Genomic DNA, 26142 nt, shown 5'->3' with positions numbered 1-26142 from the left:
CTGCGAGGATGACTTTATACGCCCCGTGACTGACTTTATACGCTGTCGATGGAAGTTAGGGCATGCCGCGTGCGACTTTTTGTGCCGCATCTTCGACAATGGACGATGCTTGTCCCCGCCCCGTCATTTCTGCGCGTCTTCCGTTCGTTTCTTCAGCACAATGGGCTTCGGCACAATATCGCGTATCTTACCCATTTTCACCGTGTCGACAAAAACAGTATCCACATAGCCCGAATCAGGGGGCGAAACCAAAAATATTTTCCAAGGACCTTCCTTCAAACCGAGAAACATAAACTTCCCGTCCGGTTCGGGCAGTGAAATAAGCGTATCTCCTTCACTGGCGATCAAGGCAGTCGCATTTGCCATGGCCGGGGAAACATATCCGCGCAATGATCCGGTGAACGCCTCGTCAAAAGCCCGCATGACCGGAGTCAGGTAATAGTTGCCGTTGGATTCCGTCACCGAAATCAAGGCATTGATATCGATCACAATGTTGCAAACCACATGCGAATACAATGCCGCATTCACCCCCTCGATAATCACTTCACGATTCTCTTCGGCGAGAATCAACTCTTTATCCCCCTCGGTCGTTTGCAGTTTATTTCCATCGCCAAACAGTAATTTTATGCGTTGAATGATGCCGTCGGCCGGAAAATACTGGTCGGAGATTTGTTGGGTGTTCCCGTTGCTTAACGGTAACATATTATATGTTCCGCCGCCATAATCGAGCGCTACCCAATCGTCTCCCGTATCGTACAACGACACTTCGATCGAATCGATTTCAATTTGCAATCCTTTCAACGTGAGAGACGGCGCATCGGTGAGTTTTATGCGCAACCGTGCCGCATTTTCGCTCGGATCGTTATTCGAGCAACTCCATATACCTATTACTAAAAGAAGGGGCAGGATTTTTTTCATCATCGTTTTTGTTCTTAACGATGCAAATATACATGATAAAAATGAATTATCACACAGATACATAAAAATGTAGGAGTGATGCATCGCATAATTTAGTGCGTATATTGAAGAAAGTCAAGTCCTTTTTCATATCTTGCTTTTTATTCACTTCAAAAAGAAAACAGAATGAAAACATGTGGACTTGACGGGCATAAAGATCGTGTTTTTACGCGATTTATGATGGAAAAAGGTGTGGAACAGTAAAGGAATAAAGTATCTTAAAAAACAGGACATAAAATTAAAACACTTGTTTAAAACAGAAAAGCGATTTATCTTTGCCTGCGAAATATGTAAAAAGAAATGGAACCATTATCTACCGAGCAAAAAATTATTCAGGCCGCCTCGCGTTTATTTTCAGAGAAGGGGTATGCGGCTACCCGGTTGCGCGACATCAGTCAGGAGTCCGACACCAATTTGGCGCTTATCAACTATTATTTCCGCAGCAAGGAAAATTTGTTTAAAATGGTGATCAAGCAAAAGATCGAGCAACTATTTGGTTCCCTGAATCCGCTGTTGGCCGATGAGAGCATCGAGTTGAAAGAAAAAATGACATTGCTCGTCAACACTTATACCACTCTGCTTCTTGAGAACGGGGATCTGGCTTTATTTGTGTTGAACGAAATGAGGACGAACCAAAATATGTTGGCCCCTCTTTTAAAGATTGCGCGGCTATCGGCACTGCCGGTCATACAGAAGCAACTCGACGAAGCGGCGATAGATATTACGCCTGCCGATTTCATCATGAACGTCCTGAGCCTGATAATTTTCCCTTTCGTTTCAAAAGCATTGTTCGTCTCAGCAGGAATGTTTAAAGAAGAGGAATTTGAAGAGTTCGTGCTTTCACGAAAAGAAAAAATGCAGGGATGGATCATTCAATCGTTAAAAAAGAAAACCGTATGAACCTGAATTACTTTATGGCCGGCATGATGGGCCTTTTCGCTTTTCTGCTGCCTGCCCAAGCGCAAGTGCATACCTTGACGCTCGATGAGTGCCGCCAGTTGGCCGAAGAACATTATCCCGCCATTGCGCAAATGGAAGTCATCGAACACACGAAAAGCTTTACGCTGGCCAATGCCAACACGGCCTGGCTGCCGCAAGTGTCGCTCAATGCCAAAGCCGCATACCAGTCGGATGTGGTAAAAATTCCCATTGATATCCCGGGCATCGACATTCCGTCGCCCGATAAAGACCAGTATCAGGTGACGGCAGATGTGAGCCAGTTGATTTGGGACGGCGGCCGGATAGCAGCGCAAAAAGAGCAGGTAAGAGCCAACGCCGGGCTCGAAAAGCAAAAGCTGCAAAGCGAGGTGTACGCCCTGGGAGAACGCGTGAATAATGTGTTTTTCGGTATTTTGTTACTACAGGAACAGTTGGCTCAACAGGATATTCTGGATGAAGAGCTGCAACGCAATTACGACAAAGTGGAGAGCTACATCGCCAACGGGGTTGCCAATAGCACCGACTTGAACGCCATCAAAGTGGAGCAATTGAAAGCGCGTCAGCAGCGGATTCAAATGGAGTCGGCCATCGATGCATATCGCAAAGTGCTATCGGTATTGATTGGCCGCGAAGTCTCTGCAGATACGCCGTTAGCGAAACCTGCCCCACCCGATTTGCCTTTATCGCCTGGTGTCCGCCGTCCCGAGCTGAATATCTTTGAGGCGCAGGAATTACTTCTTCAATCGCAACAGAGCCTCCTGCAGGCGAAGAACATGCCCGTGATTGCGGCGTTTGCTCAGGCTGGTTACGGCAAGCCCGGACTCACCCTGTTCGAAAAGAAATTCGCCCCTCTTTTTGTGGGAGGAGTCACCTTATCGTGGAACTTGGGGAATTTGTACACGTACAAAAACGAAAAGAAAAGCATCGATTGGCAAAAACAATCGGTTGCCGCTCAACGCGAGACCTTTCTTTACAATTTGAATACTCAGATTCCTTTACAGCAAAACGAAATAGAGACATACCGTCGTACGATGCAGGATGACGAGGAAATCATCCGCTTGCGCCGGCAGATAAAGGAGGCTGCCGAGGTGAAGGTGGAAAACGGTACGATGACTGTCTCGGACTTAATCGAAGAGATCAATGCCTTGAAAGCAGCGCGGCAATCAATGGCGTTGCACGAAATACAGCATCTGGCGGCGATCTACCAATTGAAATGGACGATCGACAATTAATAATTGACAATGCAAAATTAGTAATAAGCAATTCATAATGAACTCGAATAATAAACTCTTTTCCGCTATCGTACTGATAGCCTTTGCGTCTTGCTCCGGAGGCAACAACCGGTTCGACGCTACCGGCGCTTTCGAGGCCACCGAAATTATCGTCTCGTCGCAAGCAGCCGGAAAAATAGAAGCCTTCGATTTGGTGGAAGGGCGATCGATAGAGGCCGGACAATCGCTCGGATACATCGACAGCACGCAACTCTACTTGCAGAAGATGAGCCTGCTCTCCAATGTGCGAGGCGTACGGGCGCAGCGCCCTAACATCGATACGCAAGTTGCCGTTATCGAAGAGCAAATCGCCACACTCGAACGTGAAAAAGCGCGCACCGAAAAACTCATCGAGGCGAACGCCGCCAACAGTAAACAACTCGACGACATCCATTCGCAATTGGAGGTACTGCGTAAGCAACTTTCCGCGCAAACATCGACCTTGCAAAAGAGCAGCGACCATATTTCGGCACAGAGCTCGGCCCTCGACATCCAAGTCGCGCAGTTGGACGATCAATTGCAAAAATGCATTATCCGTTCGCCTATTTCGGGTGTCGTCCTTAATAAATACGCCGAAGTCGGGGAACTGGCCAATATCGGTACGCCACTGTTTAAGGTCGCCGATCTGAACAACATGTTTCTGCGGGCCTATATTTCGAACGAGCAGTTGTCGCAACTCAAACTCAACGACAAGGTGAGCGTGAGTGTCGATGCCGGGAACGGACAGATGAAAACCTACGACGGAACGGTTTCGTGGATATCGGATAAGGCCGAGTTTACGCCCAAAACCATTCAGACGAAAGACGAGCGTGCCAACATGGTGTATGCCGTGAAGATAGCCGTCGAAAACGATGGTTATTTGAAAATAGGCATGTATGGGGAAGTCCGTTTTGACAAGTCCGGCAATCATGATTGACGTTCGCGACTTACATAAGTCCTACGGGCACATCGTTGCCTTGGCGGGTGTTTCGTGCTCGGTGAACGATGCGGAGATATTCGGCATTATCGGGCCCGACGGCGCCGGCAAGACTTCTTTGTTCCGCATATTGGCTTCCCTTTTGCTGCCCGACAGCGGTTCGGCGCTAATGAACGGCGTGGATGTGGTAAAAGATTACGAAAAGATACGCCGCATGATCGGGTATATGCCGGGCAAGTTTTCGCTTTATCAGGACTTGACCGTAGAAGAAAATCTCTACTTGTTCGCGACGGTTTTCAATACGACCATCGAGGAAAATTATCATCTGGTAAAAGACATCTACCAACAGATAGAGCCTTTCAAAACACGCCGTGCAGGCCGCCTGTCGGGAGGAATGAAGCAGAAGCTGGCGTTATGCTGCGCATTAATACACAAACCCGAGGTTTTGTTATTGGATGAGCCCACAACGGGCGTCGACCCCGTGTCGCGCAAAGAATTTTGGGACATGCTACGGCAGTTGAAAAAGCAGGGAATCACCATATTGGTGTCGACCGCCTATATGGATGAGGCGAGCCTGTGCGACCGCATTGCCCTTATCCAGAAAGGCCGTTTTCTGGGAATCGACACCCCACAGGGAATCATTTCGAGTTACCGGCGTTCGTTATGGTCGCTGCACGCAGGGAATGTGCGCGGATTGTTAAAAAGCATACGGAGCTATCCCCACGTACGGTCGTGCTTCGCCTTTGGCGAGTCGCATCATGTCGCCGTAGAAGAAGGGTTTTCCGAGCGTGATTTTCAGCAATATCTTTCCTCGAAGGGTTACGGGCAGATACACCTCGAACCCATATCGCCTACCGTGGAAGATTTTTTTCTCGACATGACGATAGACAATTAGCAATGGACAATGCAGAATTATGAATTATGAATTAATAAGATGAACGTAATAGAAGTATCGGAATTAACGAAGAAATTCGGCAGCTTTACGGCGGTCGATCATATATCTTTCGACGTAAAAGAAGGCGAGATCTTCGGTTTTCTGGGAGCGAACGGCGCAGGAAAGACAACCGCCATCCAAATGCTCTGCGGCATTAGTAATCCGACCTCCGGCAAGGGCACGGTAGCCGGTTATGATATCTTCAAAGAGAATGAACAAATCAAACACAACATCGGGTACATGAGTCAGAAGTTTTCTCTTTACGAAGATTTGAAAGTGTGGGAGAACATACGACTCTTCGCAGGCATTTACGGCATGAATGATAAGGAGATAAAAGAAAACACCCGCCGGTTGTTGAAACAGCTTGATTTTGAGTCGGAGCGCGACACGATGGTGGCTTCCTTGCCGTTGGGATGGAAGCAAAAGCTCGCCTTTTCGATTGCCATCTTCCATACGCCGAAGATTGTCTTTCTTGACGAACCTACGGGAGGAGTGGATCCGACCGCGCGACGGCAATTTTGGGAGATGATCCTCGATGCGGCTTATAAGGGCATCACTGTCTTCGTAACGACTCACTATATGGATGAAGCGGAGTATTGCGACCGGGTATCGATCATGGTCGATGGACGCATCGATGCGCTGGATACTCCTCATAATCTGAAGCAGCAATCTCAGGCACAAAATATGGATGAGGTGTTCCGCAAACTTGCGCGCAAAGCGAAAAGAATTAATTGACAATGGACAATGCACAATGCAGAATTATGAACTATGAATTATGAACTATGAATTGTCAATTATGAATTAATATGAGTCAATTTAACGCATTTGTACAAAAAGAGTTTTATCATATCTTCCGCGATAAGCGTACGCTCCTCATCATATTGGGAATGCCGATCGTGCAAATGTTGCTGTTCGGTTTCGCTATGAATATGGAGGTGACGCATATCCGCACCGCCGTTTTCGATCCGTCGCCCGACCAATCGACCACGCAAATAACCCGCCGGATTGAAGCAAATCCTTACTTCGATGTGGTTGGACAGGTACATTCCGAGGAAGAGGTCAATAACCTCATGCGCCAGGGTGCGATTGATTTAGCGGTAATTTATGAATCGGGATTTCATCGGAATATCGTTCATTCGGGAGAGGCGCAGATTCAGTTTATCGCCGATGCCTCCGACCCGAACCGCGGCACGGTTGCCACCAACTATGTCACGGGAATCCTGGCCGGCTATCAGCAGGAAATGATGCAACTGCAAACGATTCCTTTTCACATAAACCCCGAGACGCGAATGCTGTACAACCCCCAAATGGAATCGGCGTACTTGTTCGTGCCGGGAATCATGGGTTTAATTCTAATGATTATCTGTACGATGATGACGTCGGTTTCCATCGTTCGCGAACAGGAGCAGGGCACCATGGAGGTTCTGTTGGCATCGCCCTTAAAACCGGTCACGGTGCTGATGGCGAAAACCATTCCTTACACCGTACTGTCAGCCATCAACGTCGCGTCTATTTTGTTGCTGTCGTTCTTCGTGCTGAATGTCCCTATTCGGGGAAATTTTCTCTTGTTGTTATTTGTGTGCCTCCTTTACATCTTATTATCCCTTACATTGGGACTGTTGATCTCCACCCTGGTAAAAAAGCAGTTGGATGCCGTACTCGTGTCGGGCATCGGATTGATGATGCCGACTCTTGTCCTATCGGGGATGATCTTCCCGATAGGCAATATGCCGTTGGTATTGCAATGGAGCTCTTATTTCGTCCCGGCCCGATGGTTCATCACGGCTGTACGCAAGATCATGATAGAAGGACAGGGAATCATGACGGTGTTGCCCGAAATCGGAATTCTATTAGGAATGACCGTATTCTTAGCAGTCTTAAGTATCCTGAACACTAAAAAACGATTGGCATGAAGACGTTGAAGTTTTTGATAGAAAAAGAATTCAAACAGATTCTGCGGAGCAAAATGGTCATGGGACTGATATTGCTGTTTCCCGTCATGACGATGTGGATTTTCCCCTGGGCCATCGACTATGAAGTGAAGGATATCCGCGTCAACGTGGTAGACGAGTCGCAAGGCACCTATTCGCAGCGGTTGATACAAAAAATCGATGCTTCAAAGTATTTCCGCATCAATGCCACCCTACCCGATTACACTACCGCTTACCGGGGTATTGAAACCGCCGATTGCGACATTATCCTGCAAATACCACCCGCTTTTGACCGTGACCTCATCAAAACCCGTTCGTCATCGGTCATGCTATCGGCCAATGCCGTAGACGGAACTCGCGGCATGCTCGCCAATAACTACCTTATGCAGGTCGTTAATGATTTTTCGAGCGAACTGCGTGCCGGACAGGTAGCCGCTCTCGCTTTGTTTCCACAAGCATCCCTGCCGGTGATCCATATACAGAGCCGGTATAAGTTTAACGAACGACTGGAATATAAATATTATATGATTCCTGCTTTTATGGTCATCCTGCTGACGCTTATTTGCGGCATCTTACCCGCCATCAACATTGTCGGGGAGAAAGAACAAGGCACCATACAGCAAATCAATGTGACGCCGGTACAGAAATTCTCGTTTATTCTGGCAAAACTCATTCCCTATTGGATTATCGGTATTATTGTGGAGACTATCGCCATTATATGCACATGGAGCATTTACGGTATGGTTCCGCAAGGGAATATTCTGCTGGTATATCTGTTAAGTTTTGTGTATATCGTATCGATTTCCGGATTGGGCATTGTGGTGTCTAACTATTCCGAAACGACCCAGCAAGCCAGTTTTCTCATTATGTTTTTCATTCTGATCATCTATCTGCTTAGCGGAATGTTCACCCCTGTATCGAGTATGCCCTATTGGGCGCAGATTATCGCTTACTGCAATCCGCTCACTTACTTTGTACAGGTTCTGCGTTTGCTTTATCTAAACGGAAGCCGGTTTGCCGACATCGCCCAGTCCACGGGCATTATACTTATTTTCGGGATAATCCTGAATCTATGGGCTGTCATCAGTTATAAGAAGAGAACATAACAATGGTAACAAGAAAATACGTGTTTTACAAATGAAAAAGAAATTATACAGTAAAGAAGAATCCGTTCAAAAACAGTACGGCAAAAGTAAATTCCGGATACAGAAAGCGATCAACCCTTCTTTTGATGCATTATCGGATTTTGTCGCCTCTTTGCCGGACAGCAAATCCTTACCGGGCAAAACGATTTACTCGGGGCGCAACGATGTCAGCGTGGTGGAAATCGACGGCATCCGTCTTAGCATCAAATCGTATAACCGCCTGACCGACGTCAACCGCCTGTTGTATGGCACCCTAAGAAAGTCAAAAGCGCAAAGAGCGTATGAACATGCTTTTGCCTTAACAAACCGCGGCATAGAAACGCCGATGCCGGTAGCTTTTATCGATTGTTTCAAACATCGTATTTTACAAAAGAGCTATTTTATCTGTTTGTATGTAAACTATCCGCCGTTATCGGATTTTATCGCACGACCGATAGCCGAATCGGAAGCGCTCTTCAGGGCATTGGGCCGTTTCACCTACCGGCTTCATTTATGTGGAGTCTATCACAACGATTACAACATGGGAAATATCCTTGTCATGAATTCTGCACCCGATTATGATTTTTGTCTCATTGACAATAACCGGATGCATTTCGGCAAATACTCCCGACGGAAATCGATGAAAAGCATGCGGCGCATGATTCTTCCGGCGGATAGATATGCCATTGTAGGAGCCGCCTATGCCGAAGCCTCGCAAACGAGCGACATCGGAACGGTCTCAAAGATGTTGTTTTACCGCGATGCGTTGGCCCTGTTTTACCGCTTCAAACAAAAGGTCAAAAAATTACGGCATCTTTTAGGCTTTAAGTCGCGTCATCACAGCACTCCCGAAAGTTCTACGGGAAGCCTTTGATTATTGCGGCTCGAACAACAAACGCGCACGGCAGGCAATCCCTTGCCGTTGCGCTACCAGTTGGAAATAATAATCGCCGTCTTCCTTCATCTGGCAATGCACTTCCCCCTCGTCTCCGAAGGTAAGTTCGCGGAGGAAGTTAATCTCAAAATGTTTCAAGGTATGGGAAAGATAAAAGTCTAATGAAAAACAATCCGATATCCATTCGATATAGTGCAAACTGTTAGCGTGCCTGTTAATATCCAAATCGCTGTATTGTACTCGGAACGTGTTGGCGACGTCGCCTTTGACATTGGGAATACGTGCCGGCGTAGCGATAGGAATCGATTTGGGAACAATGAAATCGGAAAGTCCCGTCAACGTATCGAGCAGCACGCTTTGGCGCGTTTCCATATGAATGATCGCCCATGAAGAAGCAGCGTAACCGATGATCTCGCCCGATTGATCGGTAAAGACGAAGTTACGGTTTGTAAAAGCCGTGCCGACCGAGTCGATCCAGGTCTCCACCGAAATCTCGTCATTCTCATGGGGAATCCGCTTCATTTCCACAGTCAATCGCAATAATACCCAAGTGTAGTTTTGCTCCAAGAGATGAAGCAGTCCGAAACCATTTTCATCGGCATTTCGTCCCGCCGTGGTCAGAATAATAGTTGTCAGAGACGGCAATGATACCTGCTTTCTAAAATCGATATCTTGTGCGCCAATATGATAAGAATAAGTTCCTGTCGTTTTCATTTATGCAAATTTGGGTGCAAAAATACGGAAATAATGTAAAACTATAAACTATAAATTATGAACGATGAACTATAAACTATGAATTATGAATAATGAACGATGAACGATGAATGATGAATTCCATTGTCCATTATCGATTTAAGGGTTATCTTTGTGAAACCAATAACAATCATACGTCTTAGCACTTCAATATGGAATCAATCAAAGAAATTTATCGCATAGGCAACGGGCCTTCGAGCAGCCACACAATGGGTCCGAAAAGGGCTGCCGAATTATTCCGGAGTCGTACTCCGGATGCAACGAAATATCACGTTACGCTTTTCGGGAGCCTTGCCGCTACCGGAAAAGGGCATCTTACGGATGTCGCTATTTTGGACGTGCTCGAACCGGCAGCCCGCACCAAAATAGAATGGCAGCCGAAAAAGTTCTTGCCGTATCATCCGAATGCCCTCAAATTCGAAGCCTACGACACCAAAGGCAAAGTCTCCGATTCGTGGACGGTATATAGCGTAGGAGGGGGAACGTTGTCGGATGGAAAGAAAATCATATCGCTTTCAGGCGCTGAAGGCCAAAAGATCTATCCGAAAGGCAATATCACCGACATTCTGAATTGGTGCGAACAAAGGGGCAAAACCTATTGGGAGTATGTGGAAGAATACGAAAGTTCGGATATCTGGGATTATCTGGAAGAAGTATGGACGGTGATGCAAGAGGCTGTTCAACGTGGATTGGAGAATGAAGGCATCCTACCGGGACCCCTTAAATTACAACGAAAGGCCGCCAGTTATTACATACGCGCGAAAGGGTACAAAGCGTCGTTGCAATCGCGGGGATTGGTCTTTTCCTATGCCTTGGCCGTTTCGGAAGAAAATGCGGCAGGCGGCAAAATTGTTACGGCTCCCACTTGCGGTTCTTGCGGAGTTGTCCCCAGCGTACTATACCATTTGGAAGATATACGGAGCTTCAGCAAAAAACGTATCTTGCGCGCCTTAGCCACCGCCGGCTTATTCGGAAACACGGTGAAGAAGAATGCTTCCATATCGGGTGCGGAAGTCGGTTGCCAGGGAGAGGTAGGTGTGGCTTGTGCGATGGCCGCCGCAGCCGCCAGCCAATTGTTCGGAGGCAGTCCGGCCCAGATAGAATATGCGGCCGAAATGGGGCTTGAACATCACTTGGGCATGACGTGTGATCCGGTGTGCGGATTGGTACAAATACCCTGTATCGAGCGAAATGCCTATGCTGCCGCACGCGCCCTCGATGCCAACTTATATTCTTCTTTTACCGACGGCACGCATCGCGTATCGTTCGACCGGGTGGTTAATGTGATGAAAGAAACCGGACACGATATTCCTTCCCTTTATAAAGAAACGGGTGAAGGCGGATTGGCAAAAGGACATCCGATGTAGCAAAGTATCCGCATTCGATATACGTTTTTGGCAAATTCTGCGTTATAACTACGAGACCAGTAAATAGTATTATTTTTTAGAATATGATCGATTATATTAAAGGCGAAATTGCAGAGTTAACGCCCGCTTCCATTACGGTAGAATGTGCCGGCGTGGGGTATATCGCGTCCATCTCGCTAAACACCTACAGCGCTTTAAACGGCGCGACTGCGGCAAAAATATATGTGTACGAATCCATTCGCGAAGACGCGCATGTGCTTTTCGGATTTTCCGATATCCATGAGCGGGCATTATTTCTGCAACTCATCAGCGTATCGGGCGTAGGGCCGAGTACGGCGCGCATGATTCTCTCCTCTATGAGCGCCAAGGAACTGGAAGCGGCCATCGGTACCGAAAATGTGGCGGTGGTGCAATCCGTTAAAGGAATAGGAGCTAAAACCGCCCAACGCATTATTTTGGATTTAAAAGACAAGATCAAATTGACGGATGAAGCCGGCGCCCTTCAATTGCCGACGCATGCTTCGCTACCGGAAACAGGACGTGAAGCCGTATCGGCTTTGGTTATGTTGGGTTTCTCGCAACAAGCTTCGCAAAAAGTGGTGGCCAAGATTGTGAAAACGGCTCCTTCTTTGCCGGTCGAAGCCATCATCAAAGACGCCTTGAAGCGATTGTAAACCGGGGATGTGAGGTATGAGGTATGAAGTATGAGGGATGAGGGATGAGGGATGAGGGATGAGGTAATGACTGACGACCTTAGACTTGAGATATTCGACTTTAGACTTTTAGACCGTAGACTGGCGACCGGAAGCCGTAGACTAACGATTCGTGCATTTGAAAAAAAACATACTCTTTCTGCTTTTTCTGCTCGTATGCAGCGGAAAGGGATCGGTATATGCCCAAACGACGGAACCGGAAAGGGTCGCAGACAGCTTGCAAAACCGCTATCCGGTGCAAAAAACGCTTCTTCAACAGCGTTCCGATCTCGATAAACAATCGCCCGTAGACCTCCAGACTCCCTCGAATATCCGCACCGAAATCGTTTACGACGCAAAAACCGACCGCTATATTTTTCAGAACAAGATCGGCGAAACCGTTATCGGTAAACCTTTTTATATGACGCCCCAAGAATACATGAAGTACCGGGCTTCCCAAACACAAACGTCGTATTTCAGGACGTTGAACGCGTTTACCGCCGACTCTTCGGCCCGGGAACAAAAGCAGCCGTTTTCGCTTTCCAACATGCGCCTGAACACCGGCGTGTTGGAAGATATTTTCGGTCGGGGCGGACTGCAAATCACGACGCAAGGGTCGGTGGAAGTTTCCTCCGGATTAAAGCGTTCGGTGACGAACAACCCTACCCTGCCGGAACGCGCACGGAAGCGGAATACGTTTAATTTCGACCAAGACATTCAATTGAATGTCAATGCCAAACTGGGAGAGAAGATCAATTTCGGGTTGAATTATAATACCGATGCGAGCTTCGACTTCGATTCCAAACGCATTAAACTGGCTTATCAGGGAGACGAAGACGAAATTATTAAAAATATAGAGGCCGGCAATGTGAGTATGACAACCACCAATTCGCTGATTAACGGCGGTGCGGCGCTCTTCGGGATTAAAACAGACCTCCAATTCGGCAAACTGCATGTCAATACGATCTTTTCACAACAAGAATCGGAGTCAAGCCGCGTTCATTCAAACGGAAACATTCAAACGACGCCATTTGAGTTACGCGCGGATGAATATGACGAGAACCGCCATTTTTTCCTCGGATATTATTTTCGCGAAGCCTTCGACCGGGCAATGAGCAAATTACCCTACGTCAGTTCGTCCGTGTCGATTACCAAAATGGAAGTTTGGGTGACCAATAAAACATCGAACTTCGAACAAGCCCGGAATATCATTGCGTTTGCCGACTTGGGCGAACACGACATCATCCACAACCCCATGTGGTCGGCGCAGGGTTCCGCCGGCGTTACCTACAACGATGCCAACAACCTCTATGCCCAACTTATTTCCACCTACTCCGCCGTACGCGATATCCGCCGGGCAAACACTGTTTTTCCGGGCGCCATCGTGCAAGGACAAGATTATGAAAAGATCGAGAATGCGCGCCTGCTTAGTCCATCCGAATACACCTATCAGCCGCAATTAGGTTATCTTTCGCTCCGTAGCGCGTTGCAGGCGGATGAAGTGCTTGCCGTGGCGTTCGAATTCACCTATAACGGACAGGCCTATCAGGTCGGCGAATTCTCGAGCGATATTACCGACGGTTCGGCGGGCACTGGCGCTTCACAAAGCGGGGCGTTGTTTTTGAAGCTGCTGAAACCCGTCTCGCTTTCGCCCGTTTCATACACTTGGGATTTAATGATGAAGAACATCTATTCGGTCGGTTACAACGCCTATAATTTGCAAAGCGCCGGCTTCAAGATGAACATTACCTATCAGAGCGATACCACGGGAGTCTATCTGAATTATATTCCCGAAGGAAATATCCGGAACGAACTCCTGCTGCGGGTCATGAATCTCGATCGTTTAAACAGTAAGAACGATCCGTACCCCGACGGCATCTTCGACTTCCTCGACGGCTATACCGTATCGGCGCAAAACGGGCGCATCATCTTTCCCGTCGTCGAACCGTTCGGCTCCCACCTTCGCCGCAAGATTGCCGATGATGCCCTTGCCGATAAATATGTCTATCAGGAATTGTACGATTCCACGTTAACCGTCGCCCGCCAGCTATCGGAAAAAAACAAATTCCGGATAAGCGGTGAATACCGGGGAACGTCGGGCTCAGGAATCAGCCTGAACGCAACGAATGTCACTCCGGGTTCCGTGCGGGTAACCGCTGCGGGGGTCACCCTGACGGAAGGCTCCGACTACACGGTCGATTATATGACCGGGACAGTCAATATCCTCAACCAGTCGCTTCTCGATGCGGGCACACCCATCAGCGTGTCGCTCGAAAACCAGGCAATGGCGAGCATGCAGCGGAAAACCATGATGGGAATCAATCTGTTGTATGATTATTCCAAAAATTTGAGTATCGGCGGCACCCTGATGCATTTTTATGAGAAGCCCCTGACGACGAAGACCGTTTTGGGCGACGAATCGGTCAAAAACACGCTGTGGGGTTTGAATGCATCGTATAAAAAGGAATCCTACCTGCTGACCAATCTCCTCGACCTGCTGCCGTTCGTCAACGCCACCGCCCCCTCCCACATTTCGGCCAATGCGGAATTTGCCCACATGATTCCGGGACATTACCGGAACAAATACACCGGGGGATATTCTTATCTCGATGATTTCGAGACATCGACCTCCGGTATCGACTTGCGGTCGCCGTATGCCTGGACGCTCGCCGCCACCCCTTACAACAACACCTCCACCGGGTTGTTTCCCGAAGCCGCCTTATCCAATAATATCGAATATACCAAGAATCGGGCGTTGATGTCTTGGTTTTACATCGATGGCCTTTTTACGCAACGCAATTCGAGCCGTACGCCGGCACATATAAAAAACGATGACGAACAATTGTCGAACCATTTGGTCAGGGAAGTATATGAACGCGAAATTTATCCCAATAAAGATCCTATTTATGGACAGGCATCGACCATTCCGGTATTGAATATCTCTTATTATCCGAATGAACGGGGCCCTTACAATTTGGATACGGAGGTCGATTCGGACGGACATCTGCTGAATGCGTACCGTCGTTGGGGAGGAATCACCCGCAAGATCGACACGCGCGATTTTGAAGCGGCGAATATTGAATATATCGAGTTCTGGCTGATGGATCCGTTTGTGAACGACACCCTGCAAACGGCTCAGGGCGGCGACTTATATTTCAATTTGGGCGAGATATCGGAAGATGTATTGAAAGACGGAAGGAAGTTTTTTGAGAATGGCCTGCCCGTCGACGGAGACACCGCGGCCATCGGGTATTCGGTGTGGGGGAAGTATCCCGAGCGGCAGTCCACCGTGTATGCTTTCGACCAGTCGCAGGGAATGAATTCACGGCGCATTCAGGACGTCGGGTTAAACGGCTTAAGCACCGAAGAAGAAAAAACGTATCCAACGTATGCGAGCTATCTTGAAACTTATCGTTCGCGCTTGTCGGGAGATGCGATCGCGCGCCTGCAAGAGGATGCCCATTCTCCGCTCAATGATCCGGCCGGCGACAACTTCCGCCATTACCGGGGCCCGGAACAGGATCGGCAGCAATTAAGCATTTTGGAACGGTATAAGTATTTTAACGGAACGGAAGGAAACTCGCTGGCGCCCGAAGAGGATGCGGGCTACTCCACGGCTTCGAGGACAACCCCCGACGTGGAAGATATCGATAACGATAACACGATGAATGAAAGCGAGTCGTACTATCAATATAAAGTAAAACTTCGTCCCGGGGAGATGGTCGTCGGAAGCAATTTCATCGTGGACAAACGTTCGGTGAGTGTCGCTTTACGCAACGGGCAAAGCAGTACGGTCAATTGGTATCAATTTAAAGTCCCGATTAAAGAGTATGAAACGCGGGTGGGAAACATCCGGGGATTCAACAATATCCGCTTTATGCGTATGTTTCTGACCGGCTTCGAGGATCCGGTCTTTCTGCGGTTCGCCACCCTCGAGCTTGTCCGCAGCGAATGGCGCACTTATACGCAGGACTTAGCATCGGGCGGCGCCGTATCGGGAACGGGGTCGCTGGAACTATCCACCGTAAACATCGAAGAGAATGGCGACCGCACGCCGGTGAATTATGTGTTGCCTCCCGGTGTGACCCGCATTACCGATCCCAGCCAGCCTCAACTGCGGCAGGAGAACGAGCAATCGATATCGCTTAAAATACGCGATTTGGATGCCGGCGACTCGCGCGCTGTCTATAAGAGCGCGCTTTATGACCTGCGCCGCTACAAACGCCTTCAACTTTTTGTACACGCCGAAGAACTGGAGGAAGACCCGGAAACACTGGAGGATGGCGAGTTGACGGTTTTTCTGCGGTTGGGTTCCGATTATCGCAACAACTATTATGAATATGAAATACCGTTGGATATTACGCCCGAGGGACGGTATAACGGTAATGTAACGGCCGACCGCGAAAAAGTGTGGATGCCCGGCAACTTATTCGATTTCCCGTTGAAAGCGTTGACAAATCTGAAATTAGAGCGGAATACGCAGAAAAACCTCGGGAACGGGGTGAATTACCTAACCCCTTACACGGCGCAAGATCCGGATAAGCCCGATAACACGATGACGATTGTCGGAAACCCGTCTTTAGCCGAAGTAAAGGTTATGATGATCGGTGTCCGCAACCGCACCGATAAGAATAAATCGGGCGAAGTGTGGGTAAACGAGCTTCGCCTCAGCGAATTCGATGAAGACGGGGGATGGGCGGCACAGGGAAACGTGAATCTCAGCCTTTCCGATATCGGCGCAGTGAATATTTCGGGACGAAAAGAAACCGCCGGCTTCGGCGCCCTCGACCAAAGTTTGCTGGAAAGGCGAAACGACGATTATGCGTCCATCGATTTTGCGCTGAACCTCGAACTCGGACGCTTCTTCCCGGAGAAAGCGAAAGTTACCGCACCTTTCTATTACTCCTATTCGAGTCAAACCAATACGCCTAAATACGATCCGTTGAATCAGGATATTCTATTGTCGGAATCGTTCAACGGGACGAATAGCCGCACGGAAAAGGATTCCATTATCAACTTCGCCATGACCAGAACGACAACCAAAAGCCTAAGCTTGAGTAATGTAAAAGTCGACATTAAGAGTAAAACCCCGATGCCTTACGACCCGGCGAACTTCAGTTTCGGATATTCGTACAACGAAAACAAACATCAGGATCCCGAAACGGAATATGCCACCACGCAAGATTTCCGCCTTCAGGCAAGTTACGCTTACACTCCGTTTGTGAAACCATGGGAGCCTTTTAAACATCTCGAAAGCAAATCGGGATGGCTGAAACTGATCAAATCGCTCAACTTGAATTATCTCCCCAATACCCTTCAGGCAAGCAGTTATATTGTGCGCAATTACTCCGAGACGCAGTTACGCGACCTGAACGCCTATCTGGCGGGGATGACCGAAACGCAAACCCAATACTTGTCGTTCAGCCAAAATTTCGAATGGAACCGGAACTTCTCGATCGCGTGGGATTTGACCCGTAACCTGAAAACATCGTTCCGTTCGGGAACTATTGCCGAAATCGAAGAGCCTTACCTGCAAGTGAACAAAAAGATCAACCGCAATGATTATGAAATTTGGAAAGATTCGGTGACGCAAAGCATTCAAAATCTCGGGAAGCCACTGAGTCACGAACAAACGGCGGATGTGACTTACACGCTTCCATTCGCCCAAATACCGATACTCGATTGGATTCATTCCAGCGCCGCCTATAACTCGCGCTACCGTTGGGAACGGGGTGCTTATATTGAAGATGTGACGATTGGAAATTATCTGCAAAACGAACTGTCGCTCACCTTAAACAACCGCTTCAATTTGGTATCGTTCTATAATAAAATTCCCTTTCTGCAACAAACAAACCGTTATTTCGACGGAGACGCGGGGACTCCGAAGGCTCTCGATGCCGCACCTGAACCGGAAGAGCGTACCGCCACGCAAACGGTTCGTTTGCAAACCGATTCGAACACCATCGTCACACACAACCTAAATTCGAAAAACCTTCGTATAACCGCCCGCCGGAATGGAAAGCAGTATGTGTTACGCCACAAAAAACTGGACAACAACCGTATCGCCCTTCTCAATCGGGATACAGTCGATGTAGATGTCGTCGTTCGTACGATTACGCTGCCACCTCGGGAGCCTGCGGGATTCGATATCGCCCGCTATGCAGCCCGCGGGCTGATGATGCTTCGAAGCCTCAACGTCAACATCGCTTATAAAACCCGTACCGACCTGCCCGGATTCAATCCGATGATCGGCGACTTCTTCGGGCAATCCAACTCCGCCGGAACGATGATTCCCGGCTTGGGTTTTGCTTTCGGACTGGAAGGCGGCGGACAGTATATTGAAAAGGCCTTGCATAACGACTGGCTGGTCATAAACCCGGAAAATATTTCTCCGGCGGTCTATAATGTCACGACCAACGTGCGGATGGATGCGGTGATAGAGCCTTTTCGCGGATTGAAGATCGATTTGAACGCGCTTTACGAAGACAACCGGCGAACGGAATTTCAGTACATGGTGGAAGGCCAACCGCAACTACAGGGCGGGAGTTTCGCGATGACAACGGTCTCCCTTGCGTCGGCTTTCAAGGGCTCATCTACGGCGAATAACTACCGCTCGGCTACGTTCGACGCTTTCCTAAGCAATAAAGACATTATTTCCGCCCGTTGGCGCAACCGCTATACCGGCAGCACGTATCCCAATGCAGGGTTTATCGCGCAAACCGGTCTGGGCGGACAGTCATTCGACCCTTCGGTGGCCGATATCAACCCGAACTCGGCCGATGTGCTTATCCCCGCCTTTCTGGCGGCCTATACCGGCAAGAATCCCAACAATGTAGGGCTGACGGCTTTTCCTGATATCACGTCGCTCCTACCCAACTGGAATATATCATTCAATCCGCTGTCTACTTTCTTGCCGCTGCGTGACCTCTTCCAATCGCTCGTGTTTACCCATAAGTATATCTCGCAATACCGCGTGGGGGCTTATACCTCTTTCTTAAGCAGAGTCTCGTCCGCCGACGGGTCGGGGTTAGGTTATGTCCGTGATGTGCTGACCGGTTTGCCCGTGCCGTCTTCGCCATACGATATTTCGTCGGTCAATTTGATAGAAAGCTTCAGCCCGTTAATCGAGGCCCGTGGAGTATTTAATAATAACCTGTCCCTCAACCTGCGATGGAACAAAACGCGCACGGTCAACTTAAACATCGCATCGTATCAGATTGTCGAAACCAGCGATAACGATTGGGTATTCGGATTGGGTTACCGCATTCCCGATTTTAACCGTGTGCTCGGCATCAATTTGCGCGAAAACAACCGCCGGCGGACTCCCCGACGTAGAAGAACCGATACGGAAGCATCGAATACGGCTTCCAATACAGCGTCTACTTTTTCGAATGACTTGAACATCCGTTTCGATGTTTCGCACAAAACGACGCATGCTCTTATCCGCAAAATAGAAGATGGTTTTTCGCAGGCCACGAGCGGATTACGGACCACGACCATCCAGTTTTCGGCAGATTATGACTTGAGCCGGGCGCTGACCTTACGCGCTTTTTTCGATAAGGCTATCAACACGCCGCTCATCTCATCCACCTCCTATCCCACTTCCGAAACCGATGCGGGATTGAGTTTGCGGTTCAATCTCAATCAATAATCCTCCCCACCCTGCATTCTCTCCACCTTTATCCTTATTCCGGTTATTATGGGGCTGTTTTTGTCTATTCCGAAGTATTTTGCGTCTGCCTCCTATCATTTTCTGTCTATCTCCTATCATATTCCGTCCACCTTCTATTCTATTCCGTCCACCTTCTATTCTATTTTGTTCACCTTCAATCCTGTTTTCAATAAAAAGGCTTTTGTTTTAACGTTATACCCTTATATTTTTACAAAACAGAGAAACATTTTAATATTAAAGGCTTTTATTTTTACAAAAGAGCCTCTAATTTTTACATTTCATGCAAATATTTTCACAATTCAGAGACCTATTTTGCTTTTCCTCCTATTCATATTCACATTTCAGTGATTGATTTTTCATTCTCTGTCCGAAAGGATAAGCTATTTCAGACGATTCGACGGGTCATAAGACGTCTGTTTCCGGTATCACCTTAAACGGAACCTTCGTTGCAATATACGTAAATCTTTGTACCTTTATCCACTCAAATCGATCGGTTGTTGTTTATATCAAAATTTATCGAATATGGATTATTGTTCATTCATCCGCTCCCTTCCTCCGGGGGAGAAAAAGACATTGCACGAAAAGTATCATAATCTTCATTATGGTTTTCCTTTGCATGATGATAATGAATTGTTCGGCCGCCTGATTATGGAGATCAATCAGGCCGGATTGAGTTGGGAAACCATTCTTAAAAAAGAAGCCGCTTTGCGCCGGGCGTATGATCATTTCGATATCAAAACCATCGCCGCTTATACCGAAACGGATCGCGTGCGCCTCTTAAACGATCCCGGCATTATCCGTAACCGCCGCAAGATCGATGCTGTCATACAGAATGCCCAAACTATTTTACTCCTGCAAAAAGAATACGGGTCTTTTGAGAAATGGCTGCGCCATCATCATCCTAAAACAGTAGAGGAGTGGGTCGCGCTTTTTAAGCAAACCTTTCGCTTTACCGGCGGTGAAATCGTAAACGAGTTTTTAATGAGTATCGGCTATCTTCCCGGGGCGCACTCCGAGAGTTGTCCGGTTTATGACCAAATTATGCGTTCAAAACCGATGTGGAAGAATCATAAAGATGACTGATTTTTTTAATCGGGCTACGTATTTTCCCGCCGGAAGGTGTCCCTAAGATAACAGTAAAGTATCAAGATGCAGCAACCCGCTCCCGTCCTAAAAGAATGGTTTCACCGGATATCCGAAGATGATCCGGCAGCTTTCGATGAATTGTTTCGCGCGAAATATACCGGCTTGGTACGTTTTGCCGGACTCTTTTTAACTGATAGCGGCAAGGCGGAAGAAGTCGTTTCGGATGTATTTGTGGAGATCTGGTTGCATCGGCAATCCTTATCTTCTGTCGATCATCCGGTCACCTACTTATATGTATCCGTGAAGAACCGATGCTTAAACGCCAAGCGTACCGCTACCCGCATGGTCTCTATCGAAGAGGAAACCGCCGTATCGCAATCGGCAGCCACAGAAACGCCGTTGAGCCGCATGGAAGATAATGAATTATCAGCGAACCTTCGCGCTATTGTAGAGCAGTTACCCGACCAACAAAAGACAGTATTTAAAATGATTCGCGAACAGGAACTTACCGCCAAACAAACGGCGCAAATATTGCATCTCTCGCAACGTACCGTAGAAACCCACCTCTACAAAGCCATTCAACAGCTCGAAGCGGAAATAACCGCTTATTTAGGATATTCACCCCGCAAAAGGCAAATGAAAAAAATGCTCTCAGTATTAGTCTAAGGGATGCCGGCTGCCCTTCTCCTCTTATCTTAAGAGGAGTACCGCATAGCGGGGAAGTGTTCCCCAAAAAAAATCTTTATAAAAGGATTTCCATCCCTATTTTTTGCGGTTTGAATCCACAGGTTTCGTAAAATTTAGCCGCTTGCGGATTGCAACTCCATACGTTTAAGGTGATATTATAACAACCCTGTCCTTTAGCCAATTCCTCCGCTGCCTGATAGAGCTTTCTTCCGATATGCTCTCCCCGAAGAGATTCATCCACACACAAATCATCGATATACAGAGTCTTGATATCGGTCAGAATAGCGCTGTCCAGATGCTGTTGCAACAGGCAGAAAACATATCCGACCACACAATCTGTTTCATCCACCGCCACTAAGACGGGCTTTTGCCCGTCGTGAAGAATTTCGGTCAATTCTTTATCCGTATATTTCCGCCCAACGGATTTGAATAAGTCCGGACGCCCCTTGTGATGTACCGACAACACCTGTTCCAACAGTTCATCGATTCTTTCGAGATCCTTTGCTTCCGCTTTACGTATCTGAATTATTTCCATTCGTACATCGGCACATTCGTTATCCCACCCTTTTGTTGATTTCGACTTGCAAACCCAAAGCGTTCATGATTCGGTAAAAGAATCCCACGCTGGGGTTGACTACGCCGTTTTCGACTTTAGAAATATAGGATTTGTGTACGCCGAGGCGTTCGGCAAGTTCAGTTTGCGTCATCTTCTCGCTTTTACGGGCGTCTAAAATCACTTGCCCGGTATAAAAAGCGTACGCTCTCTCATCGAACTCGGCCCGCTCGGGAGTGCCGTGAGCGCCATATTCTTTCTCCAACTCTGCACTAATGTCATGTATTTCGAATTCTTTTTTGTTCATAATAAATTACTTTAATTTTTAATGCTTTCTCTATTTCACCCTTAGGCGTTTTTTGTGATTTCTTCCGAAACCCATTAAAAAGGACTATTAGTTTATCGTCGTCAAAAATAAAGAACAAGCGGAATATCTTGCCATCATAGGTTATTCGTAATTCGTATAAATTATCTCTTATATATCTGATAAATTTGACAGGCAATCGGTCTTGGGTTTCAAGTAAAGATAACACGTATCTCACTTTCAATTGTTCTTTATCGGACAATGAATGCAAAAAAGTATGGTAATACTCTCCAAAAGCAATAATTTTCCTTTTCATGCCGCAAATATATAAAAAGTAGATATATCATACAACTTTTATCGGGACTTTTCGAAGGACTCTCTCTAATATATGTATCAAAAAAATCGTAGATGACTACGTATTTTCCCGATACGGTGTGTCATTACTATAAACGACAAAAGACTATGACAAAAAATACATTTTCCGCATTGGTGTCGAAAGAACTCGGCGGCAATCTATCCGACAAGGAACGGAAAGAATTGCAAGAGATACTCGCGCAGGATCGCCGACTGAAAAAGATATACGACGAGATCCACGTTTTTATGGAAAAAAAGGCTTCGGGTATTCCCGCCGATCTCGATGCCAAGCTGGATGAAGTATGGCATCGAATCGAGAATGCAGACGTGCATCAACCCGACTCTCAGTCCCATTCCCGGCGCATCATCCCTGTTTGGGCGCGTATTGTCGCTTCGGTATCAATCCTCATCGGATTAAGTATCATCGGTTATCGATATCTGCCTTCGGAGAACTTGTACAGTGAAGCGATCGAAGCGGGCAACGAAAATCTATACGCGGTATTGGACGACGGCACGCAGGTGTGGCTCGGCAAGCATTCGCGTCTCGCACACAACGCCCGATTCGGAACCGGCAAACGAAGGATCGCTCTTACGGGGGAAGCCTTTTTCGATGTCGCACGCAATGCCGCGGTTCCGCTCGTCGTTTCTGCCGGCGACGTGGATATAACCGTGAAGGGGACGGCGTTTAATGTCAGCGCACGCGCAGAAGAGATAGAGGTAGCCCTTGTCCGCGGATCGGTAGCGGTGAAGGAGAAACGCCGGGGAGCCAAGGAAGTGTTGCTGAAACCGAATCAAAAAATCGTGGTGCGCGACAAAGGAACATTCGTAACGGACAGTAATTACGTGATCCGTGATTTGATTCCGGCAAACGACAGCATCCTTCCCCAAACGCAATGGCTGAAGGGTGCGCTGGTATTCAGGAAGCAAAAATTCGGCGATCTGGTTAAGCTGATGGAAGGCCGGTATAACGTCTCCATCCGGATAGACAAACCTCAACTCTCCGATCAGCGGTTTACAGGCAGCATTAAAAGCGAAACGCTGGAGCAGATGCTCGACGCACTCAAACAATCCTATCCGTTCACCTACAAGATGGAAGGCCGGCAGGTAATTATAAAGTAAAAAACAATCATGAAGGATTATCTGAAACATCTTACGCTGATCGTACTTTTAGTTACGATTTTTCCTTTGCAGGCGCAAAACAAACAGGTTTCCCTTTCGGCCAAGAACAAGCCCGTCAAGGACGTGTTGTCCGAGATTCAACAAAACAGCGGTTACCGCATCCTTTATAACGACGAAGTCGTTCCCGACGAGCTGCGCGTAACGGTTAACGCCGAAAATACCGCCGTGAAAACGATCCTCGATGCGATGCTCAAAAATACGGGATTGACCTATATCATGCAAACCGATGAATTGATTATCATTACCAAAAAAGAATATGGGCAAAATTCTTCCGACATTACCGGTATGGTAGCGGATGAAAACGATGATCCTTTGCCTTTTGCGAGTGTCGTTTTATTGTCCCTGCCCGATTCCGTATTTATAGCGGGGGTAAGCACCAGCGCTAACGGCGGTTTTTCTTTAAGCCGGCAAACCGATGCGCCTTGTTTGCTGCAAATCTCTTATTTGGGATATGAAAAAGCGCATCGGCACGTAACGCAGAATACCGTAGGGCGCATCCGGTTAACACCCGAAAGTAAATTCTTAAGTGAAGTATCGGTTATAGGGAACCGTCCGCTTTTCAAGCTTGATAACGGCGCATTGGTAACCGACGTGGCAAACTCCATCCTCAGCCACGAAACAAATATGACGGATGTCCTGCGCAAAATTCCGGGCATAATTATAAAAGATGGAAAAATCACATCCTTTACAGGCGGCACGCCCGTCATTTATATCAATGGGCGAAAAGCGCACTCGATGAACGAAGTACAACAATTGGAAGTGAAGAACATCAAAGACATCAAACTCAATACGAATCCCGGTGCGGAATACGACGCGAGTGCCGGAGCGGTTTTATCGATAACAACCCTTAAGCGGTCGGACGGATGGTCGTTGCAAGTAGATGCCGAACTGCGGCGACGTCAAAAATGGGGAAACAGCGAAGCTCTGAAATTCAATTATCAAAAAGATGGATTGAACTTGTTCGGAACCTTCGGTTTCGATAAATACGCAAAAAAAAGCTTTCAATGGATGATTACCGAAATTGCTACAACCGATACGCTTTGGCAGCATTCCGACCGGCTGGTTACTCATTCTTCCATTCCCTATTTTTCTTATTCTGCGGGAGCTGATTACGCTATCAACAAAAATCATAATATCGGTTTCATGTATGACGGATATACCTATTCCTTTGACGATTCCGCGCCGTTCAATTCCACCATCAAAGCCAACGATCGATATTTTGCCGAGATAGCGGGAAATTCTCTTTTAAAGGATAAGGACACACAACACCATCTGAACGCTTATTACAGCGGAAAGTGGAGCGATAAAATCAAATTCGATCTATATGCCGACTATGCCCGTACGTATACACAACGCGATCAGAATATTGAAGAAAAATCCGAATATTACGGCGATACCCAAACCCTAAACAGAAACAAAGGCACCTATCATGTGTATGCCGTCAGCCCGAAACTCTCTTACATTGTCGCATCCGGACATTCGCTGGTGGCAGGTGGCGATTGGAGCCGCGTGGAGGGCGACAACACGCTGATGTACGAGGGCAAGCAGGGAAACAATACACAATCGCAAACGGAGGAAAACAAACGCGCAGCATACGCGTCCTATTATTTCACCAAAAACAACCTGACCATCAATGCGGGACTGCGTTTCGAAAACGTTCAATATCGATATCACGATTTGTTGAATTCTCACAACGATATCCAAAAAACGTATCATGATTTCTTTCCGAGCCTTTCGGTTTCCCATACCCACAAAGGACTTTCGCAATCGATAAATTATGGTGAGAGAATTATCCGCCCGCAGTTCGGACGGTTGAATAATTACTCTTATTACCTCAATCGTTTCTCCCAACAAGAGGGAAATCCCAAATTGCAGCCGCAAACAGCCCACAAGATACAGTACTCGCTTATGTATCGATTTATTTACCTTTCGCTGCAATATACCTATAATAAGGATTTTATAGGAGCTTATTTTTATACGAATCCGCAACAACCGCAGATTTACATCAACACTTGGAAGAACTTCGACAAGCAACAACAGTTTTCAGGCGAACTAAACCTTCGGCATCGCTTTGGGATCTATGAGCCTTCCTTGACGGCAATGTTTCAGAAAAATATTCAGAAAGTCAATTCCATCGAAGGGGATATCATTATAAATAAACCAATATATTTTTTTCAATGGAACAACGACTTCCGTTTACCTCATAAATGGTTGCTGAATGTTGAATATTTTTACAGGAGCGAGGGGAGTTATCAGTTTTTTACTTTTCGTGCAGGCCATATCTTTAACATGGGCGTCACAAAATCGTTCCTCGACGATGCGCTTCAAGTAAATCTCAAAGGCAAAGATATTTTCCGCAAAGATATCGATATCTACCATGGACGCATCAACAATATTTATTTTTGGCAACACGAAGATCAAGACAACCGTACCTTCAGTCTCGGCATTACCTGGCGGTTCAATAATTATAAAAAATCGTACAAGGGCAAATCGGCGGCGGAAAATGAGATTCAACGATTGTAAAGGAT

General features: G+C 47.3%; 19 protein-coding genes and 1 pseudogene. 15 read left to right on the top strand and 5 right to left on the bottom strand.

Annotated features, from left to right (window positions below; translation table 11 throughout):
• Positions 1–123: 123 nt before the first annotated feature.
• Complete coding sequence (locus tag ABNK31_RS08600; RefSeq protein ID WP_418895243.1) at positions 124–921, bottom strand: DUF4382 domain-containing protein; 798 nt, start codon at positions 919–921, stop codon at positions 124–126.
• A gap of 336 nt (positions 922–1257) precedes the next feature.
• Here ABNK31_RS08600 and ABNK31_RS08595 point away from each other — a divergent pair, with 336 nt between their 5' ends.
• The 8 genes and pseudogenes from ABNK31_RS08595 to ABNK31_RS08560 all read left to right on the top strand — a co-directional run bounded on the left by ABNK31_RS08595 (position 1258) and on the right by ABNK31_RS08560 (position 8946).
• Positions 1258–1857: a TetR/AcrR family transcriptional regulator gene (locus tag ABNK31_RS08595; protein ID WP_418895242.1), complete on the top strand. Its 600-nt coding sequence runs from the start codon at positions 1258–1260 to the stop codon at positions 1855–1857.
• Positions 1821–3128 carry a TolC family protein gene (locus ABNK31_RS08590; RefSeq protein ID WP_418895241.1) on the top strand — a complete coding sequence of 436 codons (1308 nt, stop codon included), beginning with the start codon at positions 1821–1823 and terminating at the stop codon, positions 3126–3128. Before ABNK31_RS08595 ends, ABNK31_RS08590 begins: the two co-directional genes overlap by 37 nt.
• A 37-nt stretch (positions 3129–3165) precedes the next feature.
• Positions 3166–4083 carry an HlyD family secretion protein gene (locus ABNK31_RS08585; protein ID WP_418895240.1) on the top strand — a complete coding sequence of 306 codons (918 nt, stop codon included), beginning with the start codon at positions 3166–3168 and terminating at the stop codon, positions 4081–4083.
• On the top strand, positions 4043–4978 hold the full coding sequence (locus ABNK31_RS08580; protein WP_418895239.1) for an ABC transporter ATP-binding protein: 936 nt from the start codon (positions 4043–4045) through the stop codon (positions 4976–4978). The genes ABNK31_RS08585 and ABNK31_RS08580 overlap by 41 nt, the downstream gene beginning before the upstream one ends.
• A 45-nt stretch (positions 4979–5023) precedes the next feature.
• A pseudogene (locus tag ABNK31_RS08575) lies at positions 5024–5752 on the top strand (ABC transporter ATP-binding protein); the annotation flags it as partial.
• 71 nt (positions 5753–5823) lie between these two features.
• Complete coding sequence (locus ABNK31_RS08570) at positions 5824–6930, top strand: ABC transporter permease (protein ID WP_418895238.1); 1107 nt, start codon at positions 5824–5826, stop codon at positions 6928–6930.
• Positions 6927–8054 (top strand): ABC transporter permease, encoded by a 1128-nt coding sequence (locus ABNK31_RS08565; RefSeq protein ID WP_418895237.1) that lies wholly within the window; start codon positions 6927–6929, stop codon positions 8052–8054. The genes ABNK31_RS08570 and ABNK31_RS08565 overlap by 4 nt, the downstream gene beginning before the upstream one ends.
• A 31-nt stretch (positions 8055–8085) precedes the next feature.
• Positions 8086–8946, top strand: a complete 861-nt coding sequence (locus tag ABNK31_RS08560; RefSeq protein ID WP_418895236.1) for a lipopolysaccharide kinase InaA family protein — start codon at positions 8086–8088, stop codon at positions 8944–8946.
• Here the strand turns inward: ABNK31_RS08560 and ABNK31_RS08555 are convergent, their stop codons facing one another.
• Positions 8947–9681, bottom strand: a complete 735-nt coding sequence (locus ABNK31_RS08555; protein ID WP_321578989.1) for an acyl-[acyl-carrier-protein] thioesterase — start codon at positions 9679–9681, stop codon at positions 8947–8949.
• Positions 9682–9872: 191 nt separating this feature from the next.
• Between ABNK31_RS08555 and ABNK31_RS08550 the strand changes: the two genes are divergently transcribed.
• From ABNK31_RS08550 to ABNK31_RS08530, 5 genes are all read left to right on the top strand, one after another.
• Positions 9873–11087, top strand: coding sequence for an L-serine ammonia-lyase (locus ABNK31_RS08550; RefSeq protein WP_418895235.1), 1215 nt, complete (start codon positions 9873–9875; stop codon positions 11085–11087).
• Between the two features lie 83 nt (positions 11088–11170).
• Complete coding sequence (ruvA, locus tag ABNK31_RS08545) at positions 11171–11761, top strand: Holliday junction branch migration protein RuvA (protein ID WP_418895234.1); 591 nt, start codon at positions 11171–11173, stop codon at positions 11759–11761.
• Positions 11762–11918: 157 nt separating this feature from the next.
• Positions 11919–19430: a cell surface protein SprA gene (gene sprA / locus ABNK31_RS08540; protein ID WP_418895233.1), complete on the top strand. Its 7512-nt coding sequence runs from the start codon at positions 11919–11921 to the stop codon at positions 19428–19430.
• 543 nt (positions 19431–19973) lie between these two features.
• Positions 19974–20534, top strand: coding sequence for a DNA-3-methyladenine glycosylase I (locus ABNK31_RS08535; RefSeq protein ID WP_321578990.1), 561 nt, complete (start codon positions 19974–19976; stop codon positions 20532–20534).
• Between the two features lie 66 nt (positions 20535–20600).
• Positions 20601–21203, top strand: a complete 603-nt coding sequence (locus ABNK31_RS08530; RefSeq protein WP_321579687.1) for an RNA polymerase sigma-70 factor — start codon at positions 20601–20603, stop codon at positions 21201–21203.
• A gap of 76 nt (positions 21204–21279) precedes the next feature.
• Here ABNK31_RS08530 and ABNK31_RS08525 read toward each other — a convergent pair whose 3' ends face one another.
• Genes ABNK31_RS08525 through ABNK31_RS08515 form a run of 3 tightly spaced genes read right to left on the bottom strand, consistent with a single transcriptional unit; the run spans position 21280 to position 22397 of the window.
• Positions 21280–21759: a GNAT family N-acetyltransferase gene (locus ABNK31_RS08525; protein ID WP_418895232.1), complete on the bottom strand. Its 480-nt coding sequence runs from the start codon at positions 21757–21759 to the stop codon at positions 21280–21282.
• A 19-nt stretch (positions 21760–21778) separates the two neighbouring features.
• A complete protein-coding gene (locus tag ABNK31_RS08520) occupies positions 21779–22084 on the bottom strand; it encodes a helix-turn-helix domain-containing protein (protein ID WP_418895231.1) in 306 nt (101 codons plus the stop codon).
• Positions 22056–22397: a type II toxin-antitoxin system RelE/ParE family toxin gene (locus tag ABNK31_RS08515; protein ID WP_418895230.1), complete on the bottom strand. Its 342-nt coding sequence runs from the start codon at positions 22395–22397 to the stop codon at positions 22056–22058. Before ABNK31_RS08515 ends, ABNK31_RS08520 begins: the two co-directional genes overlap by 29 nt.
• Positions 22398–22543: 146 nt before the next feature.
• Between ABNK31_RS08515 and ABNK31_RS08510 the strand changes: the two genes are divergently transcribed.
• Together ABNK31_RS08510 and ABNK31_RS08505 are read left to right on the top strand one after the other, a co-directional pair.
• The gene (locus tag ABNK31_RS08510) at positions 22544–23554 is read left to right on the top strand and encodes a FecR domain-containing protein (RefSeq protein WP_418895229.1); all 1011 of its coding nucleotides are present in this window, start codon (positions 22544–22546) and stop codon (positions 23552–23554) included.
• 9 nt (positions 23555–23563) lie between these two features.
• A complete protein-coding gene (locus ABNK31_RS08505; RefSeq protein WP_418895228.1) occupies positions 23564–26137 on the top strand; it encodes a TonB-dependent receptor domain-containing protein in 2574 nt (857 codons plus the stop codon).
• Positions 26138–26142 lie beyond the last annotated feature (5 nt).

It is taken from the genome of Limibacterium fermenti, from assembly GCF_041902845.1.
In the GTDB taxonomy this organism is placed as follows: domain Bacteria; phylum Bacteroidota; class Bacteroidia; order Bacteroidales; family Dysgonomonadaceae; genus Limibacterium; species Limibacterium fermenti.
This window is presented reverse-complemented; position numbering and strand designations above follow the sequence as displayed.